This window comes from Pantoea sp. ACRSB (assembly GCF_022346905.1).
Classification (GTDB): domain Bacteria; phylum Pseudomonadota; class Gammaproteobacteria; order Enterobacterales; family Enterobacteriaceae; genus Pantoea; species Pantoea piersonii.
Genome location: NZ_JAKRNL010000006.1, coordinates 139,726 through 164,545, shown reverse-complemented (window position 1 = coordinate 164,545; position 24,820 = coordinate 139,726). Strand labels below are relative to the sequence as shown.

Annotated in this window: 21 protein-coding genes; 6 read left to right on the top strand and 15 right to left on the bottom strand. The window is 57.0% G+C overall.

The window, feature by feature from the left end; genetic code table 11:
* Positions 1-254: 254 nt before the first annotated feature.
* Genes MHZ89_RS17600 through glpE form a run of 3 tightly spaced genes read right to left on the bottom strand, consistent with a single transcriptional unit; the run spans position 255 to position 2,230 of the window.
* Entirely contained in the window at positions 255-1,013 is a 759-nt protein-coding gene (locus MHZ89_RS17600; protein WP_033753150.1) for a DeoR/GlpR family transcriptional regulator, read from the bottom strand.
* Positions 1,014-1,045: 32 nt separating this feature from the next.
* Positions 1,046-1,870: a rhomboid family intramembrane serine protease GlpG gene (glpG, locus tag MHZ89_RS17595; RefSeq protein WP_311784141.1), complete on the bottom strand. Its 825-nt coding sequence runs from the start codon at positions 1,868-1,870 to the stop codon at positions 1,046-1,048.
* A 33-nt stretch (positions 1,871-1,903) separates the two neighbouring features.
* Complete coding sequence (gene glpE / locus MHZ89_RS17590; protein ID WP_311784079.1) at positions 1,904-2,230, bottom strand: thiosulfate sulfurtransferase GlpE; 327 nt, start codon at positions 2,228-2,230, stop codon at positions 1,904-1,906.
* 227 nt (positions 2,231-2,457) lie between these two features.
* On the opposite strand from glpE, the gene glpD reads away from it, so the two are divergent.
* A complete protein-coding gene (gene glpD / locus MHZ89_RS17585; protein ID WP_311784078.1) occupies positions 2,458-3,966 on the top strand; it encodes a glycerol-3-phosphate dehydrogenase in 1,509 nt (502 codons plus the stop codon).
* A 296-nt stretch (positions 3,967-4,262) separates the two neighbouring features.
* On the opposite strand, the gene MHZ89_RS17580 is transcribed toward glpD, so the two are convergent.
* Positions 4,263-4,538, bottom strand: coding sequence for a hypothetical protein (locus MHZ89_RS17580; RefSeq protein ID WP_311784077.1), 276 nt, complete (start codon positions 4,536-4,538; stop codon positions 4,263-4,265).
* Positions 4,539-4,594: 56 nt separating this feature from the next.
* Here MHZ89_RS17580 and MHZ89_RS17575 point away from each other — a divergent pair, with 56 nt between their 5' ends.
* Together MHZ89_RS17575 and MHZ89_RS17570 are read left to right on the top strand one after the other, a co-directional pair.
* Positions 4,595-5,068 (top strand): MarR family transcriptional regulator, encoded by a 474-nt coding sequence (locus MHZ89_RS17575; RefSeq protein ID WP_311784076.1) that lies wholly within the window; start codon positions 4,595-4,597, stop codon positions 5,066-5,068.
* A 5-nt stretch (positions 5,069-5,073) separates the two neighbouring features.
* Complete coding sequence (locus MHZ89_RS17570) at positions 5,074-7,359, top strand: excinuclease ABC subunit UvrA (RefSeq protein ID WP_311784075.1); 2,286 nt, start codon at positions 5,074-5,076, stop codon at positions 7,357-7,359.
* A gap of 171 nt (positions 7,360-7,530) precedes the next feature.
* Here the strand turns inward: MHZ89_RS17570 and glgP are convergent, their stop codons facing one another.
* The 7 genes from glgP to MHZ89_RS17535 form a co-directional block, all read right to left on the bottom strand.
* Positions 7,531-9,978 carry a glycogen phosphorylase gene (gene glgP, locus MHZ89_RS17565; protein WP_311784074.1) on the bottom strand — a complete coding sequence of 816 codons (2,448 nt, stop codon included), beginning with the start codon at positions 9,976-9,978 and terminating at the stop codon, positions 7,531-7,533.
* A 21-nt stretch (positions 9,979-9,999) separates the two neighbouring features.
* On the bottom strand, positions 10,000-11,433 hold the full coding sequence (gene glgA / locus MHZ89_RS17560) for a glycogen synthase GlgA (protein ID WP_311784073.1): 1,434 nt from the start codon (positions 11,431-11,433) through the stop codon (positions 10,000-10,002).
* A 70-nt stretch (positions 11,434-11,503) separates the two neighbouring features.
* Complete coding sequence (gene glgC, locus MHZ89_RS17555) at positions 11,504-12,790, bottom strand: glucose-1-phosphate adenylyltransferase (RefSeq protein ID WP_120457236.1); 1,287 nt, start codon at positions 12,788-12,790, stop codon at positions 11,504-11,506.
* Between the two features lie 10 nt (positions 12,791-12,800).
* A complete protein-coding gene (gene glgX / locus MHZ89_RS17550) occupies positions 12,801-14,777 on the bottom strand; it encodes a glycogen debranching protein GlgX (protein WP_311784072.1) in 1,977 nt (658 codons plus the stop codon).
* On the bottom strand, positions 14,774-16,957 hold the full coding sequence (gene glgB, locus MHZ89_RS17545; RefSeq protein ID WP_311784071.1) for a 1,4-alpha-glucan branching enzyme: 2,184 nt from the start codon (positions 16,955-16,957) through the stop codon (positions 14,774-14,776). The genes glgX and glgB overlap by 4 nt, the downstream gene beginning before the upstream one ends.
* Positions 16,958-17,314: 357 nt before the next feature.
* Complete coding sequence (asd, locus tag MHZ89_RS17540) at positions 17,315-18,424, bottom strand: aspartate-semialdehyde dehydrogenase (RefSeq protein ID WP_311784070.1); 1,110 nt, start codon at positions 18,422-18,424, stop codon at positions 17,315-17,317.
* Between the two features lie 12 nt (positions 18,425-18,436).
* Positions 18,437-18,670: a hypothetical protein gene (locus MHZ89_RS17535; RefSeq protein WP_311784069.1), complete on the bottom strand. Its 234-nt coding sequence runs from the start codon at positions 18,668-18,670 to the stop codon at positions 18,437-18,439.
* Here MHZ89_RS17535 and MHZ89_RS17530 point away from each other — a divergent pair.
* Complete coding sequence (locus MHZ89_RS17530; RefSeq protein ID WP_033792630.1) at positions 18,645-19,238, top strand: YhgN family NAAT transporter; 594 nt, start codon at positions 18,645-18,647, stop codon at positions 19,236-19,238. The genes MHZ89_RS17535 and MHZ89_RS17530 overlap by 26 nt on opposite strands.
* A gap of 119 nt (positions 19,239-19,357) precedes the next feature.
* Positions 19,358-20,098: a carbonic anhydrase family protein gene (locus MHZ89_RS17525; RefSeq protein WP_311784068.1), complete on the top strand. Its 741-nt coding sequence runs from the start codon at positions 19,358-19,360 to the stop codon at positions 20,096-20,098.
* A gap of 38 nt (positions 20,099-20,136) precedes the next feature.
* Here the strand turns inward: MHZ89_RS17525 and gntU are convergent, their stop codons facing one another.
* The 4 genes from gntU to MHZ89_RS17505 all read right to left on the bottom strand — a co-directional run bounded on the left by gntU (position 20,137) and on the right by MHZ89_RS17505 (position 23,939).
* A complete protein-coding gene (gene gntU, locus MHZ89_RS17520; protein WP_311784067.1) occupies positions 20,137-21,477 on the bottom strand; it encodes a gluconate transporter in 1,341 nt (446 codons plus the stop codon).
* A gap of 2 nt (positions 21,478-21,479) precedes the next feature.
* Positions 21,480-22,016 (bottom strand): gluconokinase, encoded by a 537-nt coding sequence (gntK, locus tag MHZ89_RS17515; RefSeq protein WP_311784066.1) that lies wholly within the window; start codon positions 22,014-22,016, stop codon positions 21,480-21,482.
* Positions 22,017-22,155: 139 nt separating this feature from the next.
* A complete protein-coding gene (gene gntR / locus MHZ89_RS17510) occupies positions 22,156-23,151 on the bottom strand; it encodes a gluconate operon transcriptional repressor GntR (protein ID WP_311784065.1) in 996 nt (331 codons plus the stop codon).
* A gap of 92 nt (positions 23,152-23,243) precedes the next feature.
* Positions 23,244-23,939, bottom strand: coding sequence for a pirin family protein (locus MHZ89_RS17505; RefSeq protein ID WP_311784064.1), 696 nt, complete (start codon positions 23,937-23,939; stop codon positions 23,244-23,246).
* Positions 23,940-24,301: 362 nt separating this feature from the next.
* On the opposite strand from MHZ89_RS17505, the gene MHZ89_RS17500 reads away from it, so the two are divergent.
* Positions 24,302-24,793, top strand: coding sequence for a GNAT family N-acetyltransferase (locus tag MHZ89_RS17500; RefSeq protein ID WP_311784063.1), 492 nt, complete (start codon positions 24,302-24,304; stop codon positions 24,791-24,793).
* Positions 24,794-24,820: the final 27 nt, after the last annotated feature.

The following is a 24,820-nucleotide window of genomic DNA, read 5'->3' as shown; positions in this document are numbered from 1 at the left end:
TAGCGTTTCGATCCAAAGCCATTGAGTTGCGATGTAATGAATATCTGCGGCATACCTTTTCGGCGCGCAGGCAAACAGAGCATTAAGTAAAGACGGCGCTGGGGAAAAAATCGACAGGAAACAAAGAAAAACGCCAGCCTGAGCGGCGGAGGAGTAAAAAAGCAACGGACACACCTCAGGGATGAGGTGCGTCTTTTATGCGGCAGCGCGCGCTTTTGCGCTTTGCAAGGGCGCTGCCGCTCGCGACCGCGGAATTAGCAGAGTTCGAGCTGCACCTCGTGCTGCTCAATCACCTTCATGATGCTGGCAGGCGGCTGCTTATCAGTGTAAAGCTGATCGATTAGCCCCATATTGCCCAGGTTTACCATGGCGTTGCGGCCAAATTTCGAATGGTCGACCACCAGCATCACACAGCGGGAATTCTCGATAATGGCGCGTTTGGTGCGCACCTCGTGGTAGTCAAACTCCAGCAGCGAGCCATCCATATCGATGCCGCTAATGCCGAGGATGCCGTAATCGAGGCGGAACTGAGAGATAAAGTCGAGCGTCGCCTCGCCCATAATGCCGCCGTCGCGCGTACGCACTTCGCCACCTGCGATAATCAGCCGAAAATCGGGCTTACACATCAGCAGCGTCGCCACGTTGATATTGTTGGTTACCACGCGCAGGTTTTTATGGTTAAGCAGCGCATAGGCCACCGCTTCCGGCGTGGTGCCGATATCAATAAACAGCGTCGCGCCGTCGGGAATTTCGCTGGCGACGCGCTCGGCGATACGCGCTTTCTCCGCCGACCACATCATCTTACGCTCCTGCCAGGCGGTATTTTCAGAGCTGGAAGGCAGTGCCGCGCCGCCGTGGTGGCGCTGAATTTTATTTTGATCGGCGAGGTCGTTAAGGTCGCGACGGATGGTCTGCGGGCTTACTTCAAAATGTTCTACCAGCTCTTCGGTACTGACATATCCCTGACGCCGGACCAGATCGATAATGGCGTCATGACGTTGCGTCTGCTTCACATTACTCTCCTGTTTTCTTCTTTTATCCGGCGCTAACGACGCCGTACTGCCCGGGTATCGACAAACGCCATCGCCAGCCCGACCAGCAGACCGGCGACATGGGCGCCGTTGGCAATGGCGAGCCCGAACGCGCCATACCAGCCGATCACCAGCCATACAATAGCGAAACCAATCAGTCCGCGTTCCAGATAGACGCCGCTTTCGGGGTCGCGCTCGCCGCGCAGCCAGCAGTAGCCCATCAGCGCGTAAACCACGCCCGACAAACCGCCGAACCAGATACCGCTAAATTTCGCCTGCACAAAGCCGCTCAGCAGCGCCGAGATCAGCATAATGACAAACAGCTTGCCGCTGCCGAGCCGTTTCTCCACCGCGCCGCCGAGATACCACCACCACATCAGGTTGAAAAGGATATGCAGCAGCGAGAAATGCAGCAGCGCATGGCTGAACCAGCGCCATACCTGAATATATTGCCCCGGCCCGTCTGGCCAGCTCAGCCACAGCAGCACCGTCTGATCGCCAAAAATCTGCATCAGAATAAACACCGCGACGCAGGCAAAAAGAATAGTCATGGTGAGCGGCCCGGCACGATCGCGAATATTCGCCCATAAGTTGCTGCGCTCATAGCGCAGGCCGCTTTTCGTATTGCCGGTATGCCAGCTTGCGGCCTGATAGCGCGGATGGTCAGGCTGACGAACGAACTGCTGAAGTTCGTTTTCGACCATTTCAAGCTGGCTCTCATCATCAAGCAGGATGACGTAATGGCCGTCATGTTCGATTCGCAGCGTGACGCCGCGCGTCGCCATATAGTCGACAAACGCCTGCGCCATGCGCGGGTTATTAAACTGCGTAATGCGCACCATTAATCACTCTCCTTGTACTTCGGGCGCGGCTCACAGGCCGCCGTCGACAACCTGATCCGGGAACGCGGCGCGCCAGGCGTCGAAACCGCCATCAATGCTGTAGGCTGCGCTGAAACCCTGACTCAGCAGATACTGCGCGGCCCCTTTGCTGCTGTTGCCGTGGTAGCACATCACCAGTACCGGCAGCTCGCGGCTGGCGCTGGAGAGGAACTCATTTAGGTTGCCGTTGCTCAGGTGCTGCGCGTTTTCCGCATGGCCGAGCGCAAAGCTCTGCGGATCGCGAATATCGACCAGCAGCGCGCCTTGCGCCAGATGCTCGCTGGCCTGCTGAACGTTAATACATTCGAAGGTTTCCATAATTCTCTCGTTAGGACGACACAATTACCGCCTAGTGTAACCTGATAAGCAGCCTCAATAACCTGACAAAGCGTCCGGGTATGTATTTATTTCTCAGCAAGAATGTTAGCTATATCACGCTAAAATGTTTTTACCGCGTTAAACACTGGCATCAATGTTGGTTTGCGATTATGATTATGCTCGAAAACGAACATTAATGAACTATTCCGAACATCGGAGGAGATGACGTGGAAACCAAAGACCTGATCGTGATCGGCGGCGGCATCAACGGTGCCGGTATTGCAGCGGACGCTGCAGGACGCGGCCTGTCAGTGCTGATGCTGGAGGCGCGGGACCTGGCTTGCGCGACCTCTTCCGCCAGTTCCAAGCTGATTCACGGCGGCCTGCGCTACCTTGAGCACTATGAATTCCGTCTGGTCAGCGAAGCGCTGGCTGAACGCGAAGTCCTGTTGAAAATGGCGCCGCATATCGCCTTCCCGATGCGCTTCCGTCTGCCGCACCGTCCGCATCTGCGTCCGGCGTGGATGATCCGCACCGGCCTGTTTTTATACGACCACCTTGGCAAACGCACCAGCCTGCCAGGCAGTAAGAGCCTGCGTTTTGGCGCGGATTCGGCCCTCAAGCCTGAAATCACGCGCGGTTTCGAATATTCCGACTGCTGGGTAGACGATGCGCGCCTGGTAGTGCTGAACGCGCAGGAAGTGGTTAAGCGCGGCGGCGAAGTACGTACCCGCACCCGCGTTACGCGCGCCTGGCGCGAAAACGGCCTGTGGACGGTGGAAGCTGAAGATGTCGACAGCGGCAAAACCTATAGCTGGCGTTCAAAAGCGCTGGTCAATGCAGCTGGCCCGTGGGTTAAGCAGTTCTTCGATGACGGCCTGAAGCTGAAATCGCCTTACGGCATCCGTTTGATCAAAGGCAGCCACATCGTGGTGCCGCGCGTTCACAACGAGAAGCAGTCTTACATTCTGCAGAACGAAGATAACCGTATCGTGTTTGTGATCCCGTGGATGGATGATTTCTCCATCATCGGCACCACCGACGTGGAGTACAAAGGCGATCCGAAAAACGTCAAAATCGAAGAGAGCGAGATCGACTACCTGCTCAAGATTTACAACAGCCACTTTAAGAAACAGCTGGCGCGTAACGACGTAGTCTGGACCTACTCCGGCGTGCGTCCGCTGTGCGACGACGAATCTGATTCGCCGCAGGCAATTACCCGCGACTATACGCTGGACGTGCGCGACGATAATGGCCAGGCGCCGCTGCTGTCGGTATTTGGCGGCAAGCTGACCACCTATCGTAAGCTGGCGGAGCATGCGCTGGAAAAACTGACGAAGTATTTCCCGAACGCCGGCCCGGCATGGACGAAAAACTGCGTGCTGCCGGGCGGCGATATCGCCGGTAGTCGCGAAGATTACGCCGCCAGCCTGCGTCGTCGTTATCCGTTTATCACCGAAGGCATGGCGCGTCACTACGCCCGTACTTACGGCAGCAACACCGAAACGCTGCTCGAAGGCGCGACGCGTCTTGAGGATCTGGGCGAGAACTTCGGCCATGATTTCTATGAAGCCGAGCTGCGCTATCTGGTGCAGAACGAATGGGTGCGCGAACTGGATGACGCTATCTGGCGTCGTACCAAGCAAGGAATGTGGCTGACTGAAGCCCAGCAGGCGCGCGTGGCGGAATGGCTGGCGATGCATAGCCAGAAACCCAGCCTGTCGCTGGCAAGTTAAAGAAAAAACGGGGCTTCGGCCCCGTTTTTATTTCAAAATATCTTCGACTCGACATTCCACTAAACTATAAATAAGTCAGTAAATATCAATCTATTAATAGATTAATCGGGTTAAGCATATATTGATGCTTGCCAGAATCCACCCCAGCCTTTACTCGCGCGCCTCCCGTAAAACTTCCGGAAACCTGGATGTACAGAATATCGTTATAGAAAAATCAGACTCACCGGACCAACAGTCGATGTGGCAAAGCTCTGGCGCAGACCGTCGGGCTTAGCGATATCATAGTGCTCGGCTTTCTATGCAACCCCCCGACTGGCTGCCATGTGCTTATGCTCCAGCACCGCACCCAAACCAGTAAGCGTCACAAACCCACGTTGAAGCAATACAAGGCCGTCTATGTTGACCGCCGGCTCGTTCTCCTCATCATGCCGTTCCGGCTGCTGCCATGGCAAAGAGTGTTTGATCAGTAACCATGGCGATAAGTTACCGGGACGGTGCACCGCGGCAGGCAGAATCTTTCGGGAAACTTTTTGAAAGCGCAGCTGATCATATAGTTGAAAAAATGAAACCATATTGATAATTTATCCTGATAAAATGCAAATTAAAGTTGCATAAAGGAAACCTTTTTTTGAAACCCGCATCCATTATTCAAGCCGACGACGAACCCAGCGCTCTGGAAAATGCGCTCTCGCACCTGCAATGCACGCTCATTGCGCGGCGCGCCCGCTATACGCCCGAAAGTGTGAGCTGGCCCCAATACGACATCCTGGAGTTTTTGCGGTTGCAAGGACCTGCGACGCCTTCACAGCTAGGCGAAAAACTGAGTGCCACACGTACTGGCATGTCTAAGTCTCTTCGTGTGCTCAAAGAGCTCGGGCTGGTGGAGCAAATGCAGGGAGAAGAGGATCGCCGCGAGCAGATCACTGCGCTGACAAGGTCAGGTCGTGATTTTCTCATGCGTGCCGCAACAGGTAGACGCGACGCGGCACAATGTGTCATGGCCATATTGACGCCTGGTGAACAGGCTTTGTTTTCAGAGCTATGCGAGAAAGTCAGCGCTGTATTGACTCATGATGGTAATGAGGAACAAGGAGGCCGATAAATTCCGTGACTGCTCCGTACCGAGATATCGAGATCATTGGCGCACGCAATAACAATCTGTGCAGCGTTACCCTATACATTCCTAAACACTGCATCACAGTATTCACCGGCGTGTCCGGTTCAGGCAAATCTTCGCTAGTGTTCGACACGATCGCAGCTGAATCCCAACGCCAGCTCAACGAGAGCCACAGCGCTTTCGTCCGTCACCGACTGCCGCATTATGGTCAGCCACTGGCCGATGCCATACACAATCTACCAGCATCCATCGTAGTCGATCAAAAGCCGCTGGGCGGCAATGCGCGTTCAACAATAGGCACAGCTACCGACATTCAGCCATTGCTGAGGCTGCTGTTCTCACGCCTTGGCCAGCCATTCGTGGGCTATGCAAATGTATTCTCGTCCAATCATCCGCAAGGAATGTGCCCTACCTGCCAAGGACTGGGTACGGTGAACGAGCTTGACCTTGACCTCCTGCTCGATCGCAGCAAGTCTTTGAATCAAGGAGCAATCAAGTTCCCCACGTTTGCCCCCGGCACGTTCCGCTGGAAGCGATATGCCTGCTCCGGCATGTTCGACTGTGATAAGCCGCTGGCCGATTACACCCCAGCGGAACAACAAACACTCCTGTACGCTGACGATCTTGTCGTGAGCAATCCGTTGCCTGGATGGCCGTCGTCAGCGCGATATCAGGGCATAGTTCCGCGCTTTCGGCGCGCCTATCTGGAACATGAACCCAGCCGGCTGACTCAGGCCGAGCGAGAAGGACTCGCCCGCGTCATCACACGGCAGCAGTGCCCGGCGTGTAGTGGTGCGCGGCTTAATCCGACCATTCTGTCCTGCAAAATCAACGGTAATTCCATCGCGGATTGCGCCAGCCTGCAAATTTCCGACCTGTTAGCTTTTATTCGCACAATCAATGACAAACCTGTCGCCCCGGTAGTGTCCGCCATCATCGAAAGGCTGGAACAGATGTGTGCCATTGGCCTGGACTACCTGGACCTGAGCCGGGAAACTGCCAGCTTGTCAGGTGGGGAATCCCAGCGGGTGAAGATGGTTCGCCATCTTGGTAGCAGTCTCACTGACATAGCTTACATCTTTGATGAGCCCAGCGCAGGGCTGCATCCGCGCGACGTCCATCAACTCAGCGTTTTGCTACGCAGCCTGCGTGACAAGGGCAATACTGTCCTGGTGGTGGAACACGACCCAGACATCATAGCTATTGCCGATCATGTAATAGACATGGGGCCTGGCGCCGGGAAAGAGGGCGGCCATATTGTGTACCAGGGCAATGTCACAGGTTTACGGCAGGCCAACACATTGACAGGACGTTACATGCGGCAGGGCGCCGCACTTATGAAACATAAACCGCGCGCTGCGACGGGACAGATCGCACTGCATGGTCTTTCATTGCATAATCTGCACGATGTTAACGTTTCTATACCTACAGGCGTACTGACCGTGGTGACCGGCGTCGCCGGTTCTGGCAAAAGCACGCTCGTCAACCGCCTTTTGCCCCGTTATTACCCCCATGCCGTCCTGATTGACCAGAAAAGTTTAGGGGGAACGCGGCGCTCGTCGGTTGCAACCTACATTGGCGTACTTGACGAGATTCGCGCGTGTTTCGCGAAGTCCAGTGGTCAGCCCGCAAGCCTGTTCAGTAGTAATGCTCAAGGTGCATGTCCGATCTGCAAGGGCCTGGGATCAATTCTGACCGATCTGGCTTTTATGGACAGCGTGGAAACACCTTGTGATGCCTGCGGCGCTACGGGGTTCAACCATACGGCACGCGCCATCACATGGATGGGCTGTAATATTGCTCATGTTTTGGCCTTATCCGTGGAACAAGCACTGAAATATTTTCATTCCTGCCAGCTCGTTATTGAACCATTGCTTCGACTCGCCAAAGTTGGATTAGGTTACTTATCACTGGGACAACGCTTGAATACGCTTTCTGGCGGCGAGCGCCAGCGTTTAAAACTGGCCTCCAGCCTGGCCGCAGAAGGTAGCCTTTATGTCTTTGACGAGCCGACTTCTGGTCTGCATATGTCTGATGTAGAGCGGCTGCTTGCAATTTTTGATGACCTTACTCAGCGAGGTTGTACCGTCATCGTGGTTGAACACAATCTAGACGTCATAGCCTATGCAGACTGGTTGATAGAAATGGGACCCGGGGCGGGCAAACAAGGAGGAAGGATCATTTTCCAGGGCTTACCTGCAACCATGCTCGACGCCCCGGAATCAGTGACCGGACCGTTCCTTCGGCAACACTTCATCGGGGCTACGGCAAAGTAAAATATGGAATGCAGAGTGGTATTGCTTCCACAGCGTCGCCGAAAAACATCTACTTCATCCGGTATTGTCGGTAAGGCGCAATTGAGCAATCAACGCTGTCGAGCACGATGAAAAACTGAAAGAAGACCAGCGCGACAGAAGATAAGCGAGCGGGCTTCGCCCGCTCGATAACTACAGCCTCACCGGCTTGATATGCCAGATCTCATCCGCATACTCCTGAATGGTGCGGTCAGAGGAGAAATACCCCATATTGGCGATATTCAGCGCGGCGCGGCGCTGCCACTCTTCCGGTTTGCGATAAAGCTCATCCACCTTATCCTGCGTATCCACATAGCTGCGGTAATCCGCCAGTAGCTGATAGTGATCGCCGAAGTTCACCAGCGAATCAAACAGGTTGCGGTAGCGGCCTGGCTCCTGCGGGCTGAATACGCCGGAAGCGATCTGCGTCAATACCTGATGCAGCTCGGCATCCTCTTCATAATATTTACGCGGGTTATAGCCGCCAGTGCGCAATGCTTCGACCTGCGGCGTGGTGTTGCCGAAAATAAAGATATTCTCCTCGCCGATGTGCTCAAGCATCTCGACATTCGCGCCGTCCAGCGTCCCTATGGTCAGCGCGCCGTTAAGCGCGAATTTCATATTGCTGGTGCCCGATGCCTCGGTGCCTGCCGTCGAAATCTGCTCAGAGAGATCCGCCGCCGGAATAATGATCTGCGCCAGGCTAACGCTGTAGTTGGGAATAAACACCACCTTCAGCTTGTTCTTCACCTGCGGATCGTTGTTGATCACGCTCGCCACATCATTGATCAGATGAATGATATGTTTGGCCGTGTAGTAGGCCGAAGCCGCCTTGCCTGCAAAGATATTAACGCGCGGCACCCAGTCGGCGGTGGGATCGGCCTTGATGCGGTTATAGCGGGTAATAACGTGCAGCACGTTCAACAGCTGACGTTTATATTCGTGGATACGCTTGATCTGCACGTCGAACAGCGCGTTAGGATCGAGCACCACGTCCATGTTTTTTGCCACCCAGTCCGCCAGACGACGCTTGTTATCGAACTTGGCGTCGGCCACTTTTTCGATAAACGCCGGATAGTCGATTTTCTGGTTCAGCTCGGCGAGCTGGCTGAGATCGGTACGCCAGGTGCGGCCAATCTCTTCGTCCAGCAGTTCTGACAGTGCGGGGTTAGCCAGCGCCAGCCAGCGGCGCGGCGTAACGCCGTTGGTTTTGTTGCAGAAGCGGCCCGGGAACAGACGAGCAAAGTCAGCGAACAGCGACTGCACCATCAGGTTAGAGTGCAGTTCGGAAACGCCGTTGACCTTATGGCTCACCACCACCGCCAGCCACGCCATACGAATACGACGTCCATTGTTTTCATCAATGATCGAGATGCGCGACAGCAGATCCCAGTCATCCGGGTAGTACTCCTGAATCGTCTTCAGGAAGTAGTCGTTAATCTCGAAAATAATGCCGAGATGGCGCGGCAGGATCTTGCCAATCATCTCTACCGGCCAGGTTTCCAGCGCCTCGCTCATCAGCGTGTGGTTGGTGTAAGAGAAGACCTGGCAGGTCACTTCAAACGCATCGTCCCAGGTAAACTTATGGTCGTCGATCAACAGACGCATCAGTTCCGGGATCGCCAGCACCGGGTGGGTATCGTTAAGGTGGATGGCGATTTTATCCGCCAGGTTGTCCCAGGTTTTATGCATCTGCCAGTGGCGGTTAAGAATATCCTGCACCGTGGCGGAAACCAGGAAATACTCCTGACGCAGACGCAGCTCCCGGCCTGAATAGGTGGAATCGTCGGGATAGAGCACGCGCGAGACGTTTTCCGAGTGGTTTTTATCTTCAACCGCCGCAAAGTAATCGCCCTCGTTAAACTTGCCGAGATTGATTTCGTTGCTCGCCTGCGCGCCCCACAGGCGCAGCGTATTGGTGGCGTCGGTATCGAAGCCGGGGATGATTTGATCGTACGCCATGGCGACAATCTCCTCGGTCTCCAGCCAGCGGACTTTCGCTCCTTCATGCTGGATGCGGCCACCGAAACGCACTTTGTAGCGCGTGTTATAGCGCTGGAATTCCCACGGGTTGCCATATTCCAGCCAGTAATCGGGCGACTCTTTTTGCTCGCCGTCGATAATGTTCTGTCTGAACATACCGTAATCGTAACGAATGCCGTAGCCGCGTCCCGGCAGGCCCAGCGTGGCGAGCGAGTCGAGAAAACAGGCGGCTAACCGTCCGAGGCCGCCGTTGCCGAGGCCGGGATCGTTCTCTTCTTCCATCAGATCGGCAAGGTTCAGGCCCATCTCATCCAGCGCCTGATTGAGATCGTCATAAATGCCCATTGCCATCAACGCGTTGCCTAACGTCCGGCCCAGCAGAAACTCCATCGACAGGTAGTAAACCTGACGTACATCCTGCGAAAGCTGCGCGCGGCTGGAGCGCAACCAGCGCTCCACCATACGGTCGCGCACCGCCAGCAGCGAGGCGTTGAGCCAGTCATGCTGGTTCGCCACAGAAGGATCTTTACCGATGGTGAACATCAGCTTATAGGCAATCGAGTGTTTCAACGCTTCGACCGTCAGTGTCGGCGACGTATAGTTGAAAGGAGCATTCATATCAGTTATCCCAGTCTCTCGTTACAGCAAACGTTGGTAAAGATCGCGGTAAGCCTGCGCGGCCACTTGCCAACTAAAATCCATCCCCATCGCCTGTCGCTGAACGTAACGCCACAGAGAAGGGCGGGACCACAATACAAAAGCACGTCGAATCGCCCGTAACAGCGACCAGGCGTTGCTGTCTTCAAAGCTGAACCCGCTGGCGATGCCGTCGGCAAGGTTTTCCAGCGAACTGTCGTTAACCGTATCGGCAAGGCCGCCCGTACGCCGCACCAGCGGCAGGGTGCCATATTTCAGGCCGTAGAGCTGCGTCAGACCGCAGGGTTCGAAGCGGCTCGGCACCATAATGACGTCCGCGCCACCGACAATGCGGTGCGAGAAAGCCTCATGGTAGCCAATCTGCACGCCGACGCTGCCGGGATGCTCTGCCGCCGCGGCCAGGAAGCCCTGTTGCAGCTCAGCGTCCCCCTGCCCCAGCAGTACCAGCTGGCCGCCCTGCGCCAGCAGGCCAGGCAGCGCTTCCAGCACCAGATCCAGCCCTTTCTGCCGCGTCAGGCGACTGATCACCGCAAACACCGGCACGCTGTCATCGACCTTCAGCCCCATCGCGATCTGTAGCTGACGTTTATTCTCAGCCTTCGCTTCCAGCGTGTCGCGGTTGTAGCGCGCGCTGAGCAGCAAATCGTGCGCCGGATCCCAGATACCGGGATCGACACCGTTCAGGATGCCGCTCAGACGCCCTTCACGCAGCCGCTGCTCCAGCAGCGCCTCCATGCCGTAGCCAAACTCTGGACGCGTGATTTCATGCGCATAAGTCGGGCTGACGGCCGTGACGTGATCGGCGTAGAACAGGCCCGCCTTCAGGTAGGAGATCTGGCCGTAGAACTCCAGCCCGTGCATATCGAAGAATTCTACAGGCAGCTCGATTTCATCCAGATGACGGGCGTTGAAGAGTCCCTGGTACGCCAGGTTGTGTACGGTAAACACGGATTTTGCCGGTCGTCCGCGCGCTTCCAGATAGGCGCAGGTGAGACCCGCATGCCAGTCGTGCGCATGCACGATATCGGGCTGCCAGTACGTATCCAGCCCGCAAGCGATTTCACAGCCCATCCAGCCAAGCAGAGCAAAGCGCAGATAGTTATCCACGTAGGCGAACTGCGACGTATCGTGATACGGGCTGCCGGGTCGATCGTAAAGCTCCGGCACGTCGATCAGATAGATGCCCACGCCGTTGAAATGGCCAAACAGCAGCCGTGCCGGACCGGCGAAGGTTTGCAATTCGGCCACGACCTCCGTTTCAGGAATCCCCTTGCGCAGGTCGGGAAAAGCGGGCAACAGCACCCGCGTATCCGTTCCGTCCGCAATTTGCGCCTGTGGCAATGCCCCAACAACATCAGCCAACCCGCCGGTTTTTAGCAGCGGAAAAAGTTCTGAACAGACATGTAAAACCTGCATCCTCGGCCTCTTAATTAGTGATCGGGCGCGATCCTCGCGTCGATTATATGGTGCTTTTTATCGTTGGCGGCTACGCGCTGGCCAGCCTGGCAAGCATGGCGCGTGTGACCAGAACGATACCCTCTTCTGAACGGTAAAACCGACGACTGTCCTCGTCAGGATTCTCTCCTATCACCATGCCTTCCGGCAGCACGCAGGCGCGGTCGATGACGCAACGACGCAGGCGGCAGGATCGTCCTACCACCACGTCAGGCAGCAGTACGGCGGAATCGATATTGCAAAAAGAGTTAATACGCACGCGTGGGAACAGAACGGAATTCACCACGACGGAGCCAGAGATGATGGTGCCGCCGGAGATCAGCGAATTCATCGTCATTCCATGGCTGCCCGAGCGGTCCTGCACAAACTTGGCGGGCGGCAACGGCTCCATATGCGTCCGGATCGGCCAGGTATGGTCATACATATCCAGTTCCGGCGTCACCGATGCGAGATCGAGATTCGCGCGCCAGTAAGCCTCCAGCGTCCCCACGTCGCGCCAGTAGGGCGGCGAGTTTTCATCCTGCTGTACGCAGGAGAGCGTAAACGAATGGGCATACCCTTCGCCGCTCGCCACCACCTTCGGCAGAATATCTTTGCCGAAGTCGTGATTAGATTCAGGCTCCTGCAGATCTTCCTCCAGCAACTGATAGAGATAATCGGCGTTAAAAACGTAGATCCCCATACTGGCGAGCGCCTGAGTATCGTCGCCTGGCATAGCGGGCGGCTGCGGCGGCTTCTCTACAAAGTCGATCACTTTATTGTTTTCATCCACGGCCATCACGCCAAAGGCGGTCGCTTCGTGAAGCGGCACGGGCAGGCAGGCGATGGTGCACTTCGCGTTGGCGTCGACGTGGTCGAGCAGCATGCGCGAATAGTCCATTTTATAAATATGATCGCCAGCCAGAATCACGATGTACTGCGCCTGATAGCGGCGAATAATATCGAGATTCTGCGTTACGGCGTCTGCGGTGCCGCGATACCAGTGTTCCGTTAAGGTACGCTGCTGCGCCGGCAGCAGATCCACAAACTCATTCATCTCTTCGTTGAAGATAGACCAGCCGCGCTGAACGTGCTGCGTTAGCGTGTGCGACTGGTACTGGGTAATGACGCCGATACGGCGGATCCCCGAGTTAATGCAGTTTGAGAGCGCAAAATCGATAATGCGAAACTTACCGCCGAAGTGTACGGCCGGCTTGGCGCGTTTGGCGGTCAGGTCTTTCAGGCGCGTGCCTCTTCCCCCGGCGAGGATTAGCGCAACAGTCTGTGTAGGGAGCTGGCGGGCCAGCATCAGGTGATCAGTTCTGTCTAATTTAACCATGTCTGACTCCTTATGATTGCTTTTGGAACACGCACACACCGTGTGCGGGACCATGCCAGACAGTCGACAAAATGGGATTGTCATCCCCGGCGAAAGGAGGAACGGCACGCCATTCTCCGTCTGGTAAGGCGATGTCACTCACCGAATCCGTGGCGTTTATTGTTATTAACCAGCGGCCGGAGAGCAGAATCTGCATTCTGTGCGCCTTCTGTTCCCACTCCTCTCGCTGCAGTGGCCTGCCGCTGGAATTTAGCCACTGCACATTGCCGTCGCCCTCTTGCCACCAGCGATCGGCGGTTAACGCCGGGATCTGCTGACGCAAACGGATCAGGGCGGCGGTAAAATCTACCAGACTGCTCTCTTCTTCCTGCCAGTCGAGCCAGGTCAGGAGGTTGTCCTGACAGTAGGCGTTATTGTTGCCGCGCTGGCTGTGGCCGCGCTCGTCGCCCGCGAGCAGCATCGGAGTGCCCTGCGCCAGCAGCAGCGAGGTCAGCAGCGCATGTGCGCTAAGGCGGCGACGCTCAATTACGTCAAAGTTGGCGCGCAGCCCCTCCACGCCGTGGTTGTGACTGAAATTACCGTTGCTGCCGTCGCGGTTGTCCTCGCCGTTGGCCTGATTGTGCTTATGGTTAAAGCTTACCAGGTCACGCAGCGTAAAGCCGTCATGCGCAGTAATCAGGTTAACGGCGGCGTGCGGCAGTCGGCCGTCACGCTGAAACAGGTCGCTGGAAGCGGCGAAGCGCCGGGCGAACGCGCCGTTGCTGACGTCGCGATGCAGCCAGAAGCGCCGCATATCGTCGCGGAAATGGTCGTTCCACTCGGCGAACAGGGGCGGAAAATTGCCGACCTGATAGCCGCCAGGGCCGATATCCCAGGGTTCAGCGATCAGCTTGACCGTTGAGAGCAGCGGGCAGGCTTTGATCGCCTCAAACAGCGGCGCATGCGCTGAAAAATCGGGCGTGCGTCCCAGCACCGACGCCAGGTCGAAGCGAAAGCCGTCGACATGGCAGACGCGCACCCAGTAGCGCAGCGCCTCCAGCGCCCAGTTCATCACCTGGGGATCGCTGAGGTTCAGGGTATTGCCGCATCCGGTCCAGTTTTCATATTCGCCCTGCGGGTTAAGCCAGTAATAGCTGGCGTTATCGACGCCGCGCAGCGACAGCGTCGGGCCGATCTCCTCCAGCTCGGCGGTGTGGTTGAACACCACGTCCAGCACCACTTCAATGCCCGCCGCGTGCAGATTTTTCACCGCCTGCTGAAACTCCTGCAGAGGCGTTACGCTTTCCTGCGAGGCGTAGCGCGGATCGACGGCCCAGAGGGCGAAAGGGTTATAGCCCCAGTAGTTGCTTAGCCCAAGGCGCTGCAGGCGCGGCTCGCTGGCGAAATGGGCCACCGGCAGCAGCTCCAGCGTGGTAATGCCAAGATGGCGCAGGTAGTCCACCATAACAGGATGGCCGAGCGCGGCGTAAGTCCCGCGCAGCGATTCCGGAATTTCCGGATGTCGCTGCGTTAATCCGCGCACGTGCGCCTCGTAAATCACCGTGTTGCCCCAGGGCGTGCGCGGAGCGATATCCCCTTCCCAGTCGAAATCCTCCGCTACCACCAGCGATTTAGGCGCTACCGCGGCGTTGTCCTGCTCATCAGGCCGATCGATGCCGCCATACATGCGCGCGTCGTCCGTCACTTCGCCCTCTACCGCGCGGGCGCAGGGATCGACCAGCAGCTTTGCCGGATTAAAGCGGTGCCCACGCTCCGGCGCCCAGGGGCCGTAGACGCGGAAGCCGTAGCGCTGGCCCGGTTTCAGCGCGGATATATAGCCGTGCCAGATATCGCCGGTACGCGCCGTAAGTTCGAAACGCCGCTCCTGCCCCTCGTTAAACAGGCAGAGTTCGACGCGCTCGGCATGCCGGGAAAAGAGCGTAAAGTTTACGCCCTTGCCGTCGTAACTGGCGCCAGGCGGCTCAGCACGTCCCGGAAGCAGCGTCATTCCGCCTCCTTCACCAGCCAGATGGTAGCGAGCGGCGGCAGCGTCAGCGACAGCGACAGCGGTCGGTTATGGCTGTAGATCTCATCGGTATGCACTACCGGGTTGCGCGTATCGCTGCCGTGATAGCTGTGCTGGTCGGTGTTGAGCACTTCGCGCCAGTTGCCTGCCTGATTAACGCCGAAGCGATAGTTATGGCGCGGCACCGGCGTAAAGTTGCTGGCGACGATAATCTCGTTGCCTTCGCGATCGCGACGCACAAAGACGAACACCGAATTTTCACGATCGTCGACAACCAGCCACTCGAAGCCAGAGGGATCGAAATCGAGCTGATGGAGCGGCGTATAGTGGCGATAGGTATGGTTCAGGTCGCGCACCAGCCGCTGTACGCCGTGGTGCCAGTTATCGGCCCCCTCCAGCAGATGCCAGTCAAGGCTGACGTCGTGGTTCCACTCTTTGCCCTGAGCGAATTCGCCGCCCATAAACAGCAGTTTTTTGCCGGGGAAGGCCCACATCCAGCCGTAGTAGGCGCGCAGGTTGGCGAACTTCTGCCAGGCGTCACCCGGCATACGGTCAAGCAGCGATTTCTTGCCGTGTACCACTTCGTCATGAGAGAGCGGCAACATAAAGTTTTCGGTGTAGTTGTACATCATGCCGAAGCTCATCAGATCGTGATGATGGCTGCGGTACACCGGGTCGAGCTTCATGTAGTCGAGCGTGTCGTGCATCCAGCCCAGGTTCCACTTGTACCAGAAGCCGAGGCCGCCCGCTTCCGGCGGACGCGACACGCCGTCGAAGTCGGTAGACTCTTCGGCGATGGTGACGCTGCCTGGCGCTGTGCGCCCCAGCGTGCGGTTGGTGTAGCGCAGAAAGGCGATGGCTTCGAGGTTTTCACGGCCGCCATAATGGTTCGGCACCCATTCGCCTTCGGCGCGGCTGTAGTCGCGGTAAATCATCGAGGCCACCGCATCGACACGCAGTCCGTCGATGCCGCAGCGCTCTATCCAGTAAAGCGCGTTGCCCGCCAGATAGTTGCTCACTTCGCGGCGGCCAAAGTTGTAGATCAGGGTGTTCCAGTCCTGGTGATAGCCTTCGCGCGGATCGCTGTGCTCATAAAGCTCAGTGCCGTCAAACTTCGCCAGGCCAAAATCGTCGCTCGGGAAATGTCCCGGCACCCAGTCCAGCAGCACGTTAAGGCCCGCCTCGTGCGCGGCGTTGATAAAGTAAAGGAATTCGTCGCGCGTGCCGAAGCGCCGCGTCGGCGCATACATGCCGAGCGGCTGATAACCCCAGCTACCGTCGAAAGGATGCTCATTGACCGGCAGCAGTTCGATATGGGTAAAGCCCATCTCTTTGACGTAGGGCACCAGCTGCTCCGCCAGCTCTTTGTAGCTGAGCCAGAAATTATTCTCGGTATGACGCCGCCACGAGCCGAGATGCACCTCATAGACAGAAATCGGCGCGTCAAAGTTGTTGCGCGCCTTACGCTCCTCAGGCATCTCGACCTTCGGCGGCAGGCCGCAAATCATCGACGCCGTTTGCGGACGCATTTGCGCCTCAAACGCGTAGGGATCCGCTTTAATGCGCAGATGACCTGTATGATCGACGATTTCGAACTTGTAGAGCTGCCCGTTGAACGCGCCAGGCACGAACAGCTCCCAGATGCCCATTTCACGGCGGAAGCGCATTGGATGGCGACGGCCATCCCAGAAGTTGAAATCGCCTACCACTGAAACGCGCTGCGCGTTGGGCGCCCAGACGCTAAAGCGCGTGCCGTGTACGTCGTCAATCACCGCAGCGTGCGCGCCCAGGGTTTCGTAAGGACGCAGATGAGTCCCTTCCGCCAGCAGCCAGGCATCCATCTCCTGCAACAGCGGGCCGAAGCGATAGGCGTCGTCGATCAGGTTTTGCTGACCGTGCCAGTCCACCGCCAGCTGGTAGCGAAACATATTCTTGCGGCGCGGCACCACCGCGCTGAAAAAGCCGCGCGGATCGAGGCATTTCAGCTGGGCGACTTTACGCCCCGTGTTGGTTTCGATAACCCATACTTCCGAAGCGTCGGGCAGCAGCGCCCTGACTTCCAGCCCGTTGGCTGTCTGGTGCATCCCCAGTAAGGCGAAGGGATCGGAATAATTACCCGCAAACAGGGCATTGATCGCCAGGCGATCGGGAAGCTCTGACATGACTTTCTTCCTGTGATTATGTGGCAGGCGAAATGAGCGCGGCTTTTGCCACGCATCAGGTGCGCTGCTCTTCATTGAGCCATGCGTACAACGGCAGAGAAAGGAAACCGCTCCGTGGGAAAATAACTTTGCCGTGTACAACAACTATTCAGTGCGAAATGCAAAACAGTCAACAACCGGCACATCATTGTTAAATCATAGCTTGGGCTTGCAAGTTGCCAGCCCGGAAAGCAAAAAATTATTGGCGGGGACGTAAAAAAGGGAAGCCGATCACTTACAGACGGTAAGCGGTTTGACTTATTTCAGAATAATCAGGTAAGAGGCCGGGAAAATCCCGGCCTCGCTTAGTTTTTTATTTTAATCCACCAGCAGACGCAACATGCGGCGCAGCGGCTCAGCTGCGCCCCACAGCAGCTGGTCGCCGACGGTAAAGGCGGAAAGATACTCCGGCCCCATATTGAGCTTGCGCAGACGGCCGACCGGCGTAGTCAGCGTGCCGGTCACCGCCGCAGGCGTCAGTTCGCGCATGGTCAGCTCGCGGTCGTTAGGCACGACTTTCACCCACTCGTTATGCGACGCCAGCAGCTGTTCGATCTCCGTCAGCGGCACATCTTTTTTCAGCTTCAGGGTAAATGCCTGGCTGTGGCAGCGCAGCGCGCCAACGCGCACGCACAGGCCGTCGACTGGAATCGTCTGCTGCGTGCCGAGGATTTTGTTGGTTTCCGCCTGGCCTTTCCACTCTTCGCGGCTCTGGCCGTTGTCGAGCTGCTTATCGATCCACGGAATCAGGCTGCCGGCCAGCGGCACGCCGAAGTTATCGGTAGGCAAGGTGCCGGAGCGGGTCAGCTCGGTGACGCTACGCTCGATATCCAGAATGGCCGAAGCGGGATCCTGCAGCGAGGTGGCGACGTGGTTATGCAGCATGCCCATCTGCGTCAGCAGCTCACGCATATGGCGCGCGCCACCGCCGGAAGCGGCCTGGTAAGTGGCAACCGAAGCCCACTCCACCAGATTCTGGGCAAACAGACCGCCCAGCGACATCAGCATCAGGCTGACGGTGCAGTTGCCGCCGACGAAGGTCTTAATGCCTTTGTCGAGGCCCTGGCGAATCACCTGATGGTTTACCGGATCGAGAATAATGATGGCGTCATCTTTCATGCGCAGCGTTGAAGCCGCGTCAATCCAGTAGCCCTGCCAGCCGCTTTCACGCAGCTTTGGATAGACTTCACTGGTATAATCGCCGCCCTGACAGGTGATAATGATATCCAGCGCCTTGAGCGCCTCAATATCAAACGCATCCTGCAGCGCACCTGTGGACTTGCCGCCAAACGTCGGCGCAGACTGTCCCAGCTGCGAAGTGGAGAAGAAGACCGGATTAATAACGTCAAAATCACGCTCTTCGCTCATGCGCGACATCAGCACGGAGCCGACCATACCGCGCCAACCAACAAAACCTACATTCTTCATTTTCTGTCCGTCTCAGTCAGCGATAACAGCCGACCTGCTTACCGAAGGGAAGAACGGAATGGTGTTTTCACTCCGCTCTGCGTCATAAATGGATTTACCTGTGAACAACAACTCTACAAAATGCAGCTTTTCTGGCAAGTGAATTAATTCGATTAAGCCAACTTTTTCAGCAGCGCGGCTAATAACCTCGCGCCGGGATGTAAGGGATAACGTAAAACAAATGACTGAAATGATTTCTGCGACCATTTTACTGCTGCTTATTATGGATCCGCTGGGCAACCTGCCGATTTTTATGTCGGTATTAAAGCACCTGGAGCCGAAGCGGCGGCGTGCGGTATTGATCCGCGAGCTGCTGATTGCGCTGGTGCTGATGCTGCTGTTTCTGTTCGCGGGCGAACGCATTCTGACCTTTCTTAATCTGCGCACCGAAACGGTCTCGATTTCTGGCGGCGTGATCCTGTTTCTTATCGCTATTCGTATGATTTTCCCGTCGGGCGAAAGCAGCACCAGCGGCCTGCCCGCCGGCGAGGAGCCGTTCCTGGTGCCGCTGGCGATCCCGCTGGTTGCCGGCCCCTCGCTGCTCGCCACGCTGATGCTGCTGTCGCATCAGTACCCTAATCAGATGGGGCACCTTGTCGGCGCGCTGCTGATCGCCTGGGGCGTGACGGTAACGATTCTGCTGCTGTCGGGCCTGTTTTTACGGCTGCTGGGCGATAAAGGCGTCAATGCGCTGGAGCGCCTGATGGGGTTGATTTTGATTATGCTGGCGACGCAGATGTTCCTCGACGGTATTCGGGTCTATCTGAAGCTATAGCGATGTTGCGCACTGCAACAGGGCCATAACCTCTAACATTGTGTGGTTTTGGATTGATTAAGGTTTCGCTGCGTACTATTGCGCCGTTTACATCTTAATCTCACCCCAGGACCCCATAAATGAAAACCGCTCAACCCGCTCAGCCAGGCCGCCGATCGCTTTTGAAAAAAACGCTGACCCTTTCTGCTCTCTCCGTAACAGGCGTCGGCGTGCTGAGTTTGCCGACTCTCTCCTTTGCCGCTTCGCTCAGTAAAGCGGAACGCGACGCCATGACACCGGATGCGGTGATTGAACATTTTAAACAAGGCAATTTGCGCTTTCGGGAAAATCGCCCGCTGAAGCACGACTATCTGGCGCAAAAGCGCAGCAGCCTTGCCGGGCAGTATCCGGCGGCCGTTATCCTGAGCTGTATTGATTCGCGCGCGCCGGCGGAAATTGTGCTGGACGCCGGAATCGGCGAGACCTTTAACGCGCGCGTCGCGGGCAATATCAGCAATCGCGACATGCTGGGCAGCATGGAATTCGCCTGCGCCGTCGCTGGCGCAAAACTGGTGCTGGTAATGGGGCATACGCGCTGTGGCGCGGTGCGTGGCGCTATTGATAATGCGGAGCTGGGCAACCTGACCGGCCTGCTGGATGAAATTAAGCCAGCTATCGCACAAACCCTTTACAGCGGCGAGCGTATCGGCAGCAATTACGATTTCGTCGATGCGGTAGCGCGTAAAAATGTTGAGCTGACTATAGAGAACATCCGTAAAAACAGCGCGGTGCTGAAGGCGCTGGAAGAGCAGAAAAAAATCAAAATCGTCGGCGGCATGTACCATCTCTCCGGCGGCAAGGTTGAGTTTTTCGAGGCGTAGCAGAGGAGCCGCCGCACGCTGGCGCGGCGGCTCCGGGTTTACGACAGCAGTTGAAAGGCAATCATGCCGACAATCGCGCCGACGGTGCCGAGAATGGTCTCCATCAGCGTCCAGGTCTTCAGCGTTTCCCCTTCAGTCGCGCCGGTAAAGCGGCCGAACAGCCAGAAACCCGCGTCGTTAACGTGGCTGATAATAATGGAGCCGCCGCCAATGCAGATTGAGAGCGCTGCCAGCTGCGCGCCGCTGTAGTGCAGCGGTTCGATAACCGGCATCACCAGCCCGACCGTCGTGAGGCAGGCAACCGTCGCTGAGCCCTGAATCACGCGCACCGCGCCGGACAGGATAAAGCAGGCCAGCGCAACGGGCAGTCCCGCGCCGGTCAGCGCGTGGCCCAGCACCGGGCCGACGCCGGAATCCACCAGCACCTGCTTGAACACGCCGCCTGCGCCGATGACCAGCAAAATAATGCCCGCGGGTTGCAGCGCGCTGCCGCACACCTGCCTCACTTTCTCTTTATCCATACCCTGACGGTAAGCCAGACCGTAAATCGCCACCAGGCAGGCGAGCAGAATCGCCGTAAAAGGATGGCCAATAAACTCCAGCCATTCATACAGCGTAGAACCTTGCTCGGTGAAGCGCGCGCCGATGGTCTTTAGCCCTACCAGCATGAGCGGGAACAGGATCAATGCCAGGCTGAAGCCGAACGACGGCAGCTTCGCCGCGTCCACGTCCGGCTGATGATCTTCCGGCGGCGCGCTAAAGGTTACGCGGCGCGCAATCAGCGAGCCAAACAGCGGACCGGCGATCAGCATGCCGGGGATCGCGGCGCAGAGCCCCAGCAAAATCATCCAGCCGAAATCGGCGTGCATCTGCGAAGCCAGCAGCATCGGCGCGGGGCCCGGCAGCAGAAAGGCCGCCGACGCCGCCACGCCGGCGAACAGCGGGATCACCAGCTTCACCAGGTTGTCATGGGTGCGGCGCGCCACCGCGAAGGCGATGCTGATCAACAGCACCACCGCCACTTCAAAAAAGAGCGGCAGCGCGCAGATAAGACCCGCGATGCCCATCGCATAGTGCGCGCGGCTTTCGCCGAAGGTTTTCAGCATGCGGATAGCGATTTGATCGACCGCGCCCGTCTCATGCAGGATTTTGCCGAACATCGCGCCCAGCGCGACAACGATAGCCAGAAAGCCCAGCGTGCCACCCATGCCCTTCTGCATGGTGTCCGCGATCTTGTCCAGCGGCATGCCGGAGCAGAGACCCGCACCAATCGAAACCAGCATCAGGGCGACAAAGGCGTGCATACGCGCTTTCATCACTAAAAAAAGCAGCAGCAGGACAGAGCCTGCTGCGGTTAACACCAGCGTTGCGGTACTCATGACTAACCCTTGTTGATGGCTTTCTCGATAGCCGCAACCGTAGCCGCAACAACTTCGTCAACGGAGTGATTGATATCCACCGTCAGTACGTCCGGTTCATCAGCGCCCGGCTCTTCCAGCGTGGCGAACTGCGTCACCAGCATTTGGGGTTTAAAGAAGTGGCCCTTACGCGCCTTCAGGCGTGACTCGATAGTGTCGAAATCGCCCTTGAGGTAGATAAAGCGCAGATTGTCATTGCCCTGACGCAGGATGTCGCGGTAACGCTTTTTCAGCGCGGAGCAGACGATGATGGAGATTGCCTGCGTACGCTGCATGGCGAACGCAGCGTCATTGAGCGCCTGTAGCCACGGCTGTCGATCGTTGTCGTCCAGCGGATGGCCTTCGGCCATTTTTAAGATATTGGTGCGCGGATGGAGAAAGTCGCCGTCGAGAAAAGCGGTATTGAGCTGGTGAGAAACCTGATTAGCGACAACGGATTTACCGCTGCCTGAAACGCCCATCAAAATAAAGACGTGATGCGACGAGGATTGAGTGGTCATTTTTCTGCTCCGGCAGGTAAATTCGCCAATGTTACCGATAACAATAGTGGTTGCCATTGTGTTAAGCACATTACGGACTGGCAACCCTGTTTAGCCGGAAAAGCATGAAAGTGTGAGCTGACTCATAAAAACGCCAGATTCAGATGCTGCCGCCTTCGCTAATCGCAAAACCGATATCCAGCGGCGCGGAGACGCTAAAATCACCGCTGATGCGCGCCAGCAGCATGGCGGCCGCTTCACGTCCCATGCGTTCGCGCGGCGTCAGGACGGTGGCGAGCTTCGGCGTCACCACCTGACTAATATCATGGCCGTGAAATCCGGCGATCGCCATTTGCGACGGCACTTTTAATCCCTGACGCTGGCATTCGAACATGGCGCCGACGGCCAGGTCGTCGTTGGTGCAGAACAGGCTGTCGGTTTGCGGATAGCGACGCTGCGCCTCGCGCAGCAGCATGCCGCCCGCGCTGAAAGAGGAGGCCTCTTCCATCATCACGCTACGCGGCTCCAGCCCCGCTTCGCGCATCGCTTTCTCATAGCCCTGTTGTTTCTGCAGGGTGCGCTCATCGAGACGCGCCCCCAGGTAGACCGTATGGCGATGTCCTTTGCTCAGTATGGCGTGGGTCATCTGGCGCGCCGCTTCGACGTTATTGAATCCCACTGCCATATCCAGGCAGGGCGATACGCTGTCCATCATCTCAATCACCGGGATGCCCGCCACTTCCAGCATGCGCAGCGTAGCAGGCGTATGGGTGCGCTCGGTCAGGATCACGCCGTCGATGTTCCAGCCCAGCAGCGAACGCAGCTGCAGCTCCTCTTTTTGCGGACTGTAGCCGAAATGGGCAACCAGCGTCTGGTAGCCCGCTTCATCCGTCACCGTTTCGATGCCGCGCAGAACGTCGGAGAAAACCTGATTGGTCAACGAAGGCAGCAGTACGCCAATGGCGCGGCTGGTGGCGTTAGAGAGCATATCCGGCGCGCGGTTGGGTATGTAGCCCAGCTCATCAAGCGCGACGGCGATCTTGTCGCGCAGCGGTGCGGAAACCTGCTCCGGATTGCGCAGGTAGCGGCTGACGGTCATTTTCGTTACGCCGACACGATCGGCAACGTCCTGTAATACCGGTCTTTTTTTCTTCATCGTAAGCGCCCAGGGTCACAATTACGACGAGTCTATCACTATTCGGGCGCAGATTTGTAAGCAGGGCGCGACAGTGCGCGCCCCGTCACCGCTTAGACCGGCGGCAGATCAAACAGCAGTACTTCCGCGTCGCTGCTAGCCTCAATCGTCAGGCTGGCTTCATCCCAGATAGCAAAAGCGTCACTAACCCCGGCGGTTTCGCCGTTAACGCGGATATCGCCTTTGACGACCTGAATCCAGACGCGGCGTCCCGTTTCAATCTCGACGGCATCTTTTTCGCCCGCGCTGAATACCCAGCGCGACAGTGTCATATCCTGATAGACCTTCAGCGAGCCTTCGCGCGCGTCGGGCGTCAGCACAAACTGGCGGCCTTTTACGTCGGGGAAACGGCGCTGATCGTAACGCGGCTCAATGCCGGTACGCTCAGGAATAATCCAGATCTGATAAAGATGCAGCGGGTCACTGCTGCTGGCGTTGTACTCAGAGTGACGCACGCCGGTGCCCGCGCTCATGATCTGAAACTCCCCTGCCGGGATCTGCTCTTTATTCCCCATGCTGTCCTGATGCTCTACGGTGCCGGAAAGCACGTAGGTCAGGATCTCCATATCTTTATGCGGGTGAGTGCCGAAGCCCTGCCCGGCAGCAACCACGTCTTCGTTAATGACGCGCAGCGCCGAGAAGCCCATAAAATTCGCATCGTGATAGCTGGCGAAAGAGAAAGTGTGCCAGCTATCAAGCCAGCCGTGGTTAGCGTGACCGCGTTCTTCTGCTTTGCGTAAGTAGATCATGTTCAGTTCTCCTCAATGTTTTAAAACAGTCTGAACCTGAGCCGAACCTATTGATAGCTGAAAAAGTTCACGCCTCTGTTCAAAAATAGTGAACAAGTATAGAGAGGATGGTGAGCGCTGCTGAATGAGCTAACGGGGAAAGCGGGATAAAAAAAAGCCAGCACCCGGCTGGCTAAAAAATACTGGAAGCAATGTGAGCAATGTCGTGCTTTCCGGTTTGTCTGGCGACTCCCCGAGAACGCATCGCAATAATAATCATTATCATTCGCGTCTGTAAAGCCTTTTATGATCTTTTCTGTTGATTATTAATAAGATTTCCTTGATGTTTGAAGGGTTTTTCCGCCCACACAAGGAGAAAGAAAATGAGCGAGATTATTGTTCGACACGTAGCGCCTGATGATGCCGCCGCCCTGCTGCATATCTACAGTCAGCCGGACACCATGGCGAATACGCTACATCTCCCGCTACCTTCGCTGCAAAAGTGGCAGGAGCGGCTAAACAATCTTTCTCCGACGGGACATTCGCTGGTGGCCTGCATTGAAGGAAAAGTTGTCGGACAGCTGACGCTGGAGGTCATTGCCACCGCGCGTCGCCGCCACTGCGCCACCCTGGGCATGGGGGTCGATCAGGATTATCGCAACCGCGGCGTCGGCAAAGCGCTGCTCGGCGCGGCGGTGGATCTCTGTGATAACTGGCTACAGGTCACGCGCATGGAGCTGACGGTGTTTGCCGACAACCCTGCCGCCATCGCTTTGTATCGCCATTTCGGTTTTGAAATCGAGGGGACAGCGAAGGGATATGCTATGCGGCAGGGCGAAATGATCGATACGCACTATATGGCGCGGCTGAAATAGAAAACGGGGCCAGACCGCTGGCCCCGT

Coding starts and splice junctions, on each gene's coding strand:
- glpE (WP_311784079.1), bottom strand. CDS start 2,230: ATGGAAACCTTCGAATGTATTAACGTTCAGCAGGCCAGCGAGCATCTG.
- MHZ89_RS17580 (WP_311784077.1), bottom strand. CDS start 4,538: ATGGTTTCATTTTTTCAACTATATGATCAGCTGCGCTTTCAAAAAGTT.
- glgP (WP_311784074.1), bottom strand. CDS start 9,978: ATGAATGCTCCTTTCAACTATACGTCGCCGACACTGACGGTCGAAGCG.
- glgA (WP_311784073.1), bottom strand. CDS start 11,433: ATGCAGGTTTTACATGTCTGTTCAGAACTTTTTCCGCTGCTAAAAACC.
- glgC (WP_120457236.1), bottom strand. CDS start 12,790: ATGGTTAAATTAGACAGAACTGATCACCTGATGCTGGCCCGCCAGCTC.
- glgX (WP_311784072.1), bottom strand. CDS start 14,777: ATGACGCTGCTTCCGGGACGTGCTGAGCCGCCTGGCGCCAGTTACGAC.
- glgB (WP_311784071.1), bottom strand. CDS start 16,957: ATGTCAGAGCTTCCCGATCGCCTGGCGATCAATGCCCTGTTTGCGGGT.
- asd (WP_311784070.1), bottom strand. CDS start 18,424: ATGAAGAATGTAGGTTTTGTTGGTTGGCGCGGTATGGTCGGCTCCGTG.
- MHZ89_RS17530 (WP_033792630.1), top strand. CDS start 18,645: ATGACTGAAATGATTTCTGCGACCATTTTACTGCTGCTTATTATGGAT.
- MHZ89_RS17535 (WP_311784069.1), bottom strand. CDS start 18,670: ATGGTCGCAGAAATCATTTCAGTCATTTGTTTTACGTTATCCCTTACA.
- MHZ89_RS17525 (WP_311784068.1), top strand. CDS start 19,358: ATGAAAACCGCTCAACCCGCTCAGCCAGGCCGCCGATCGCTTTTGAAA.
- gntU (WP_311784067.1), bottom strand. CDS start 21,477: ATGAGTACCGCAACGCTGGTGTTAACCGCAGCAGGCTCTGTCCTGCTG.
- gntK (WP_311784066.1), bottom strand. CDS start 22,016: ATGACCACTCAATCCTCGTCGCATCACGTCTTTATTTTGATGGGCGTT.
- gntR (WP_311784065.1), bottom strand. CDS start 23,151: ATGAAGAAAAAAAGACCGGTATTACAGGACGTTGCCGATCGTGTCGGC.
- MHZ89_RS17505 (WP_311784064.1), bottom strand. CDS start 23,939: ATGATCTACTTACGCAAAGCAGAAGAACGCGGTCACGCTAACCACGGC.
- MHZ89_RS17500 (WP_311784063.1), top strand. CDS start 24,302: ATGAGCGAGATTATTGTTCGACACGTAGCGCCTGATGATGCCGCCGCC.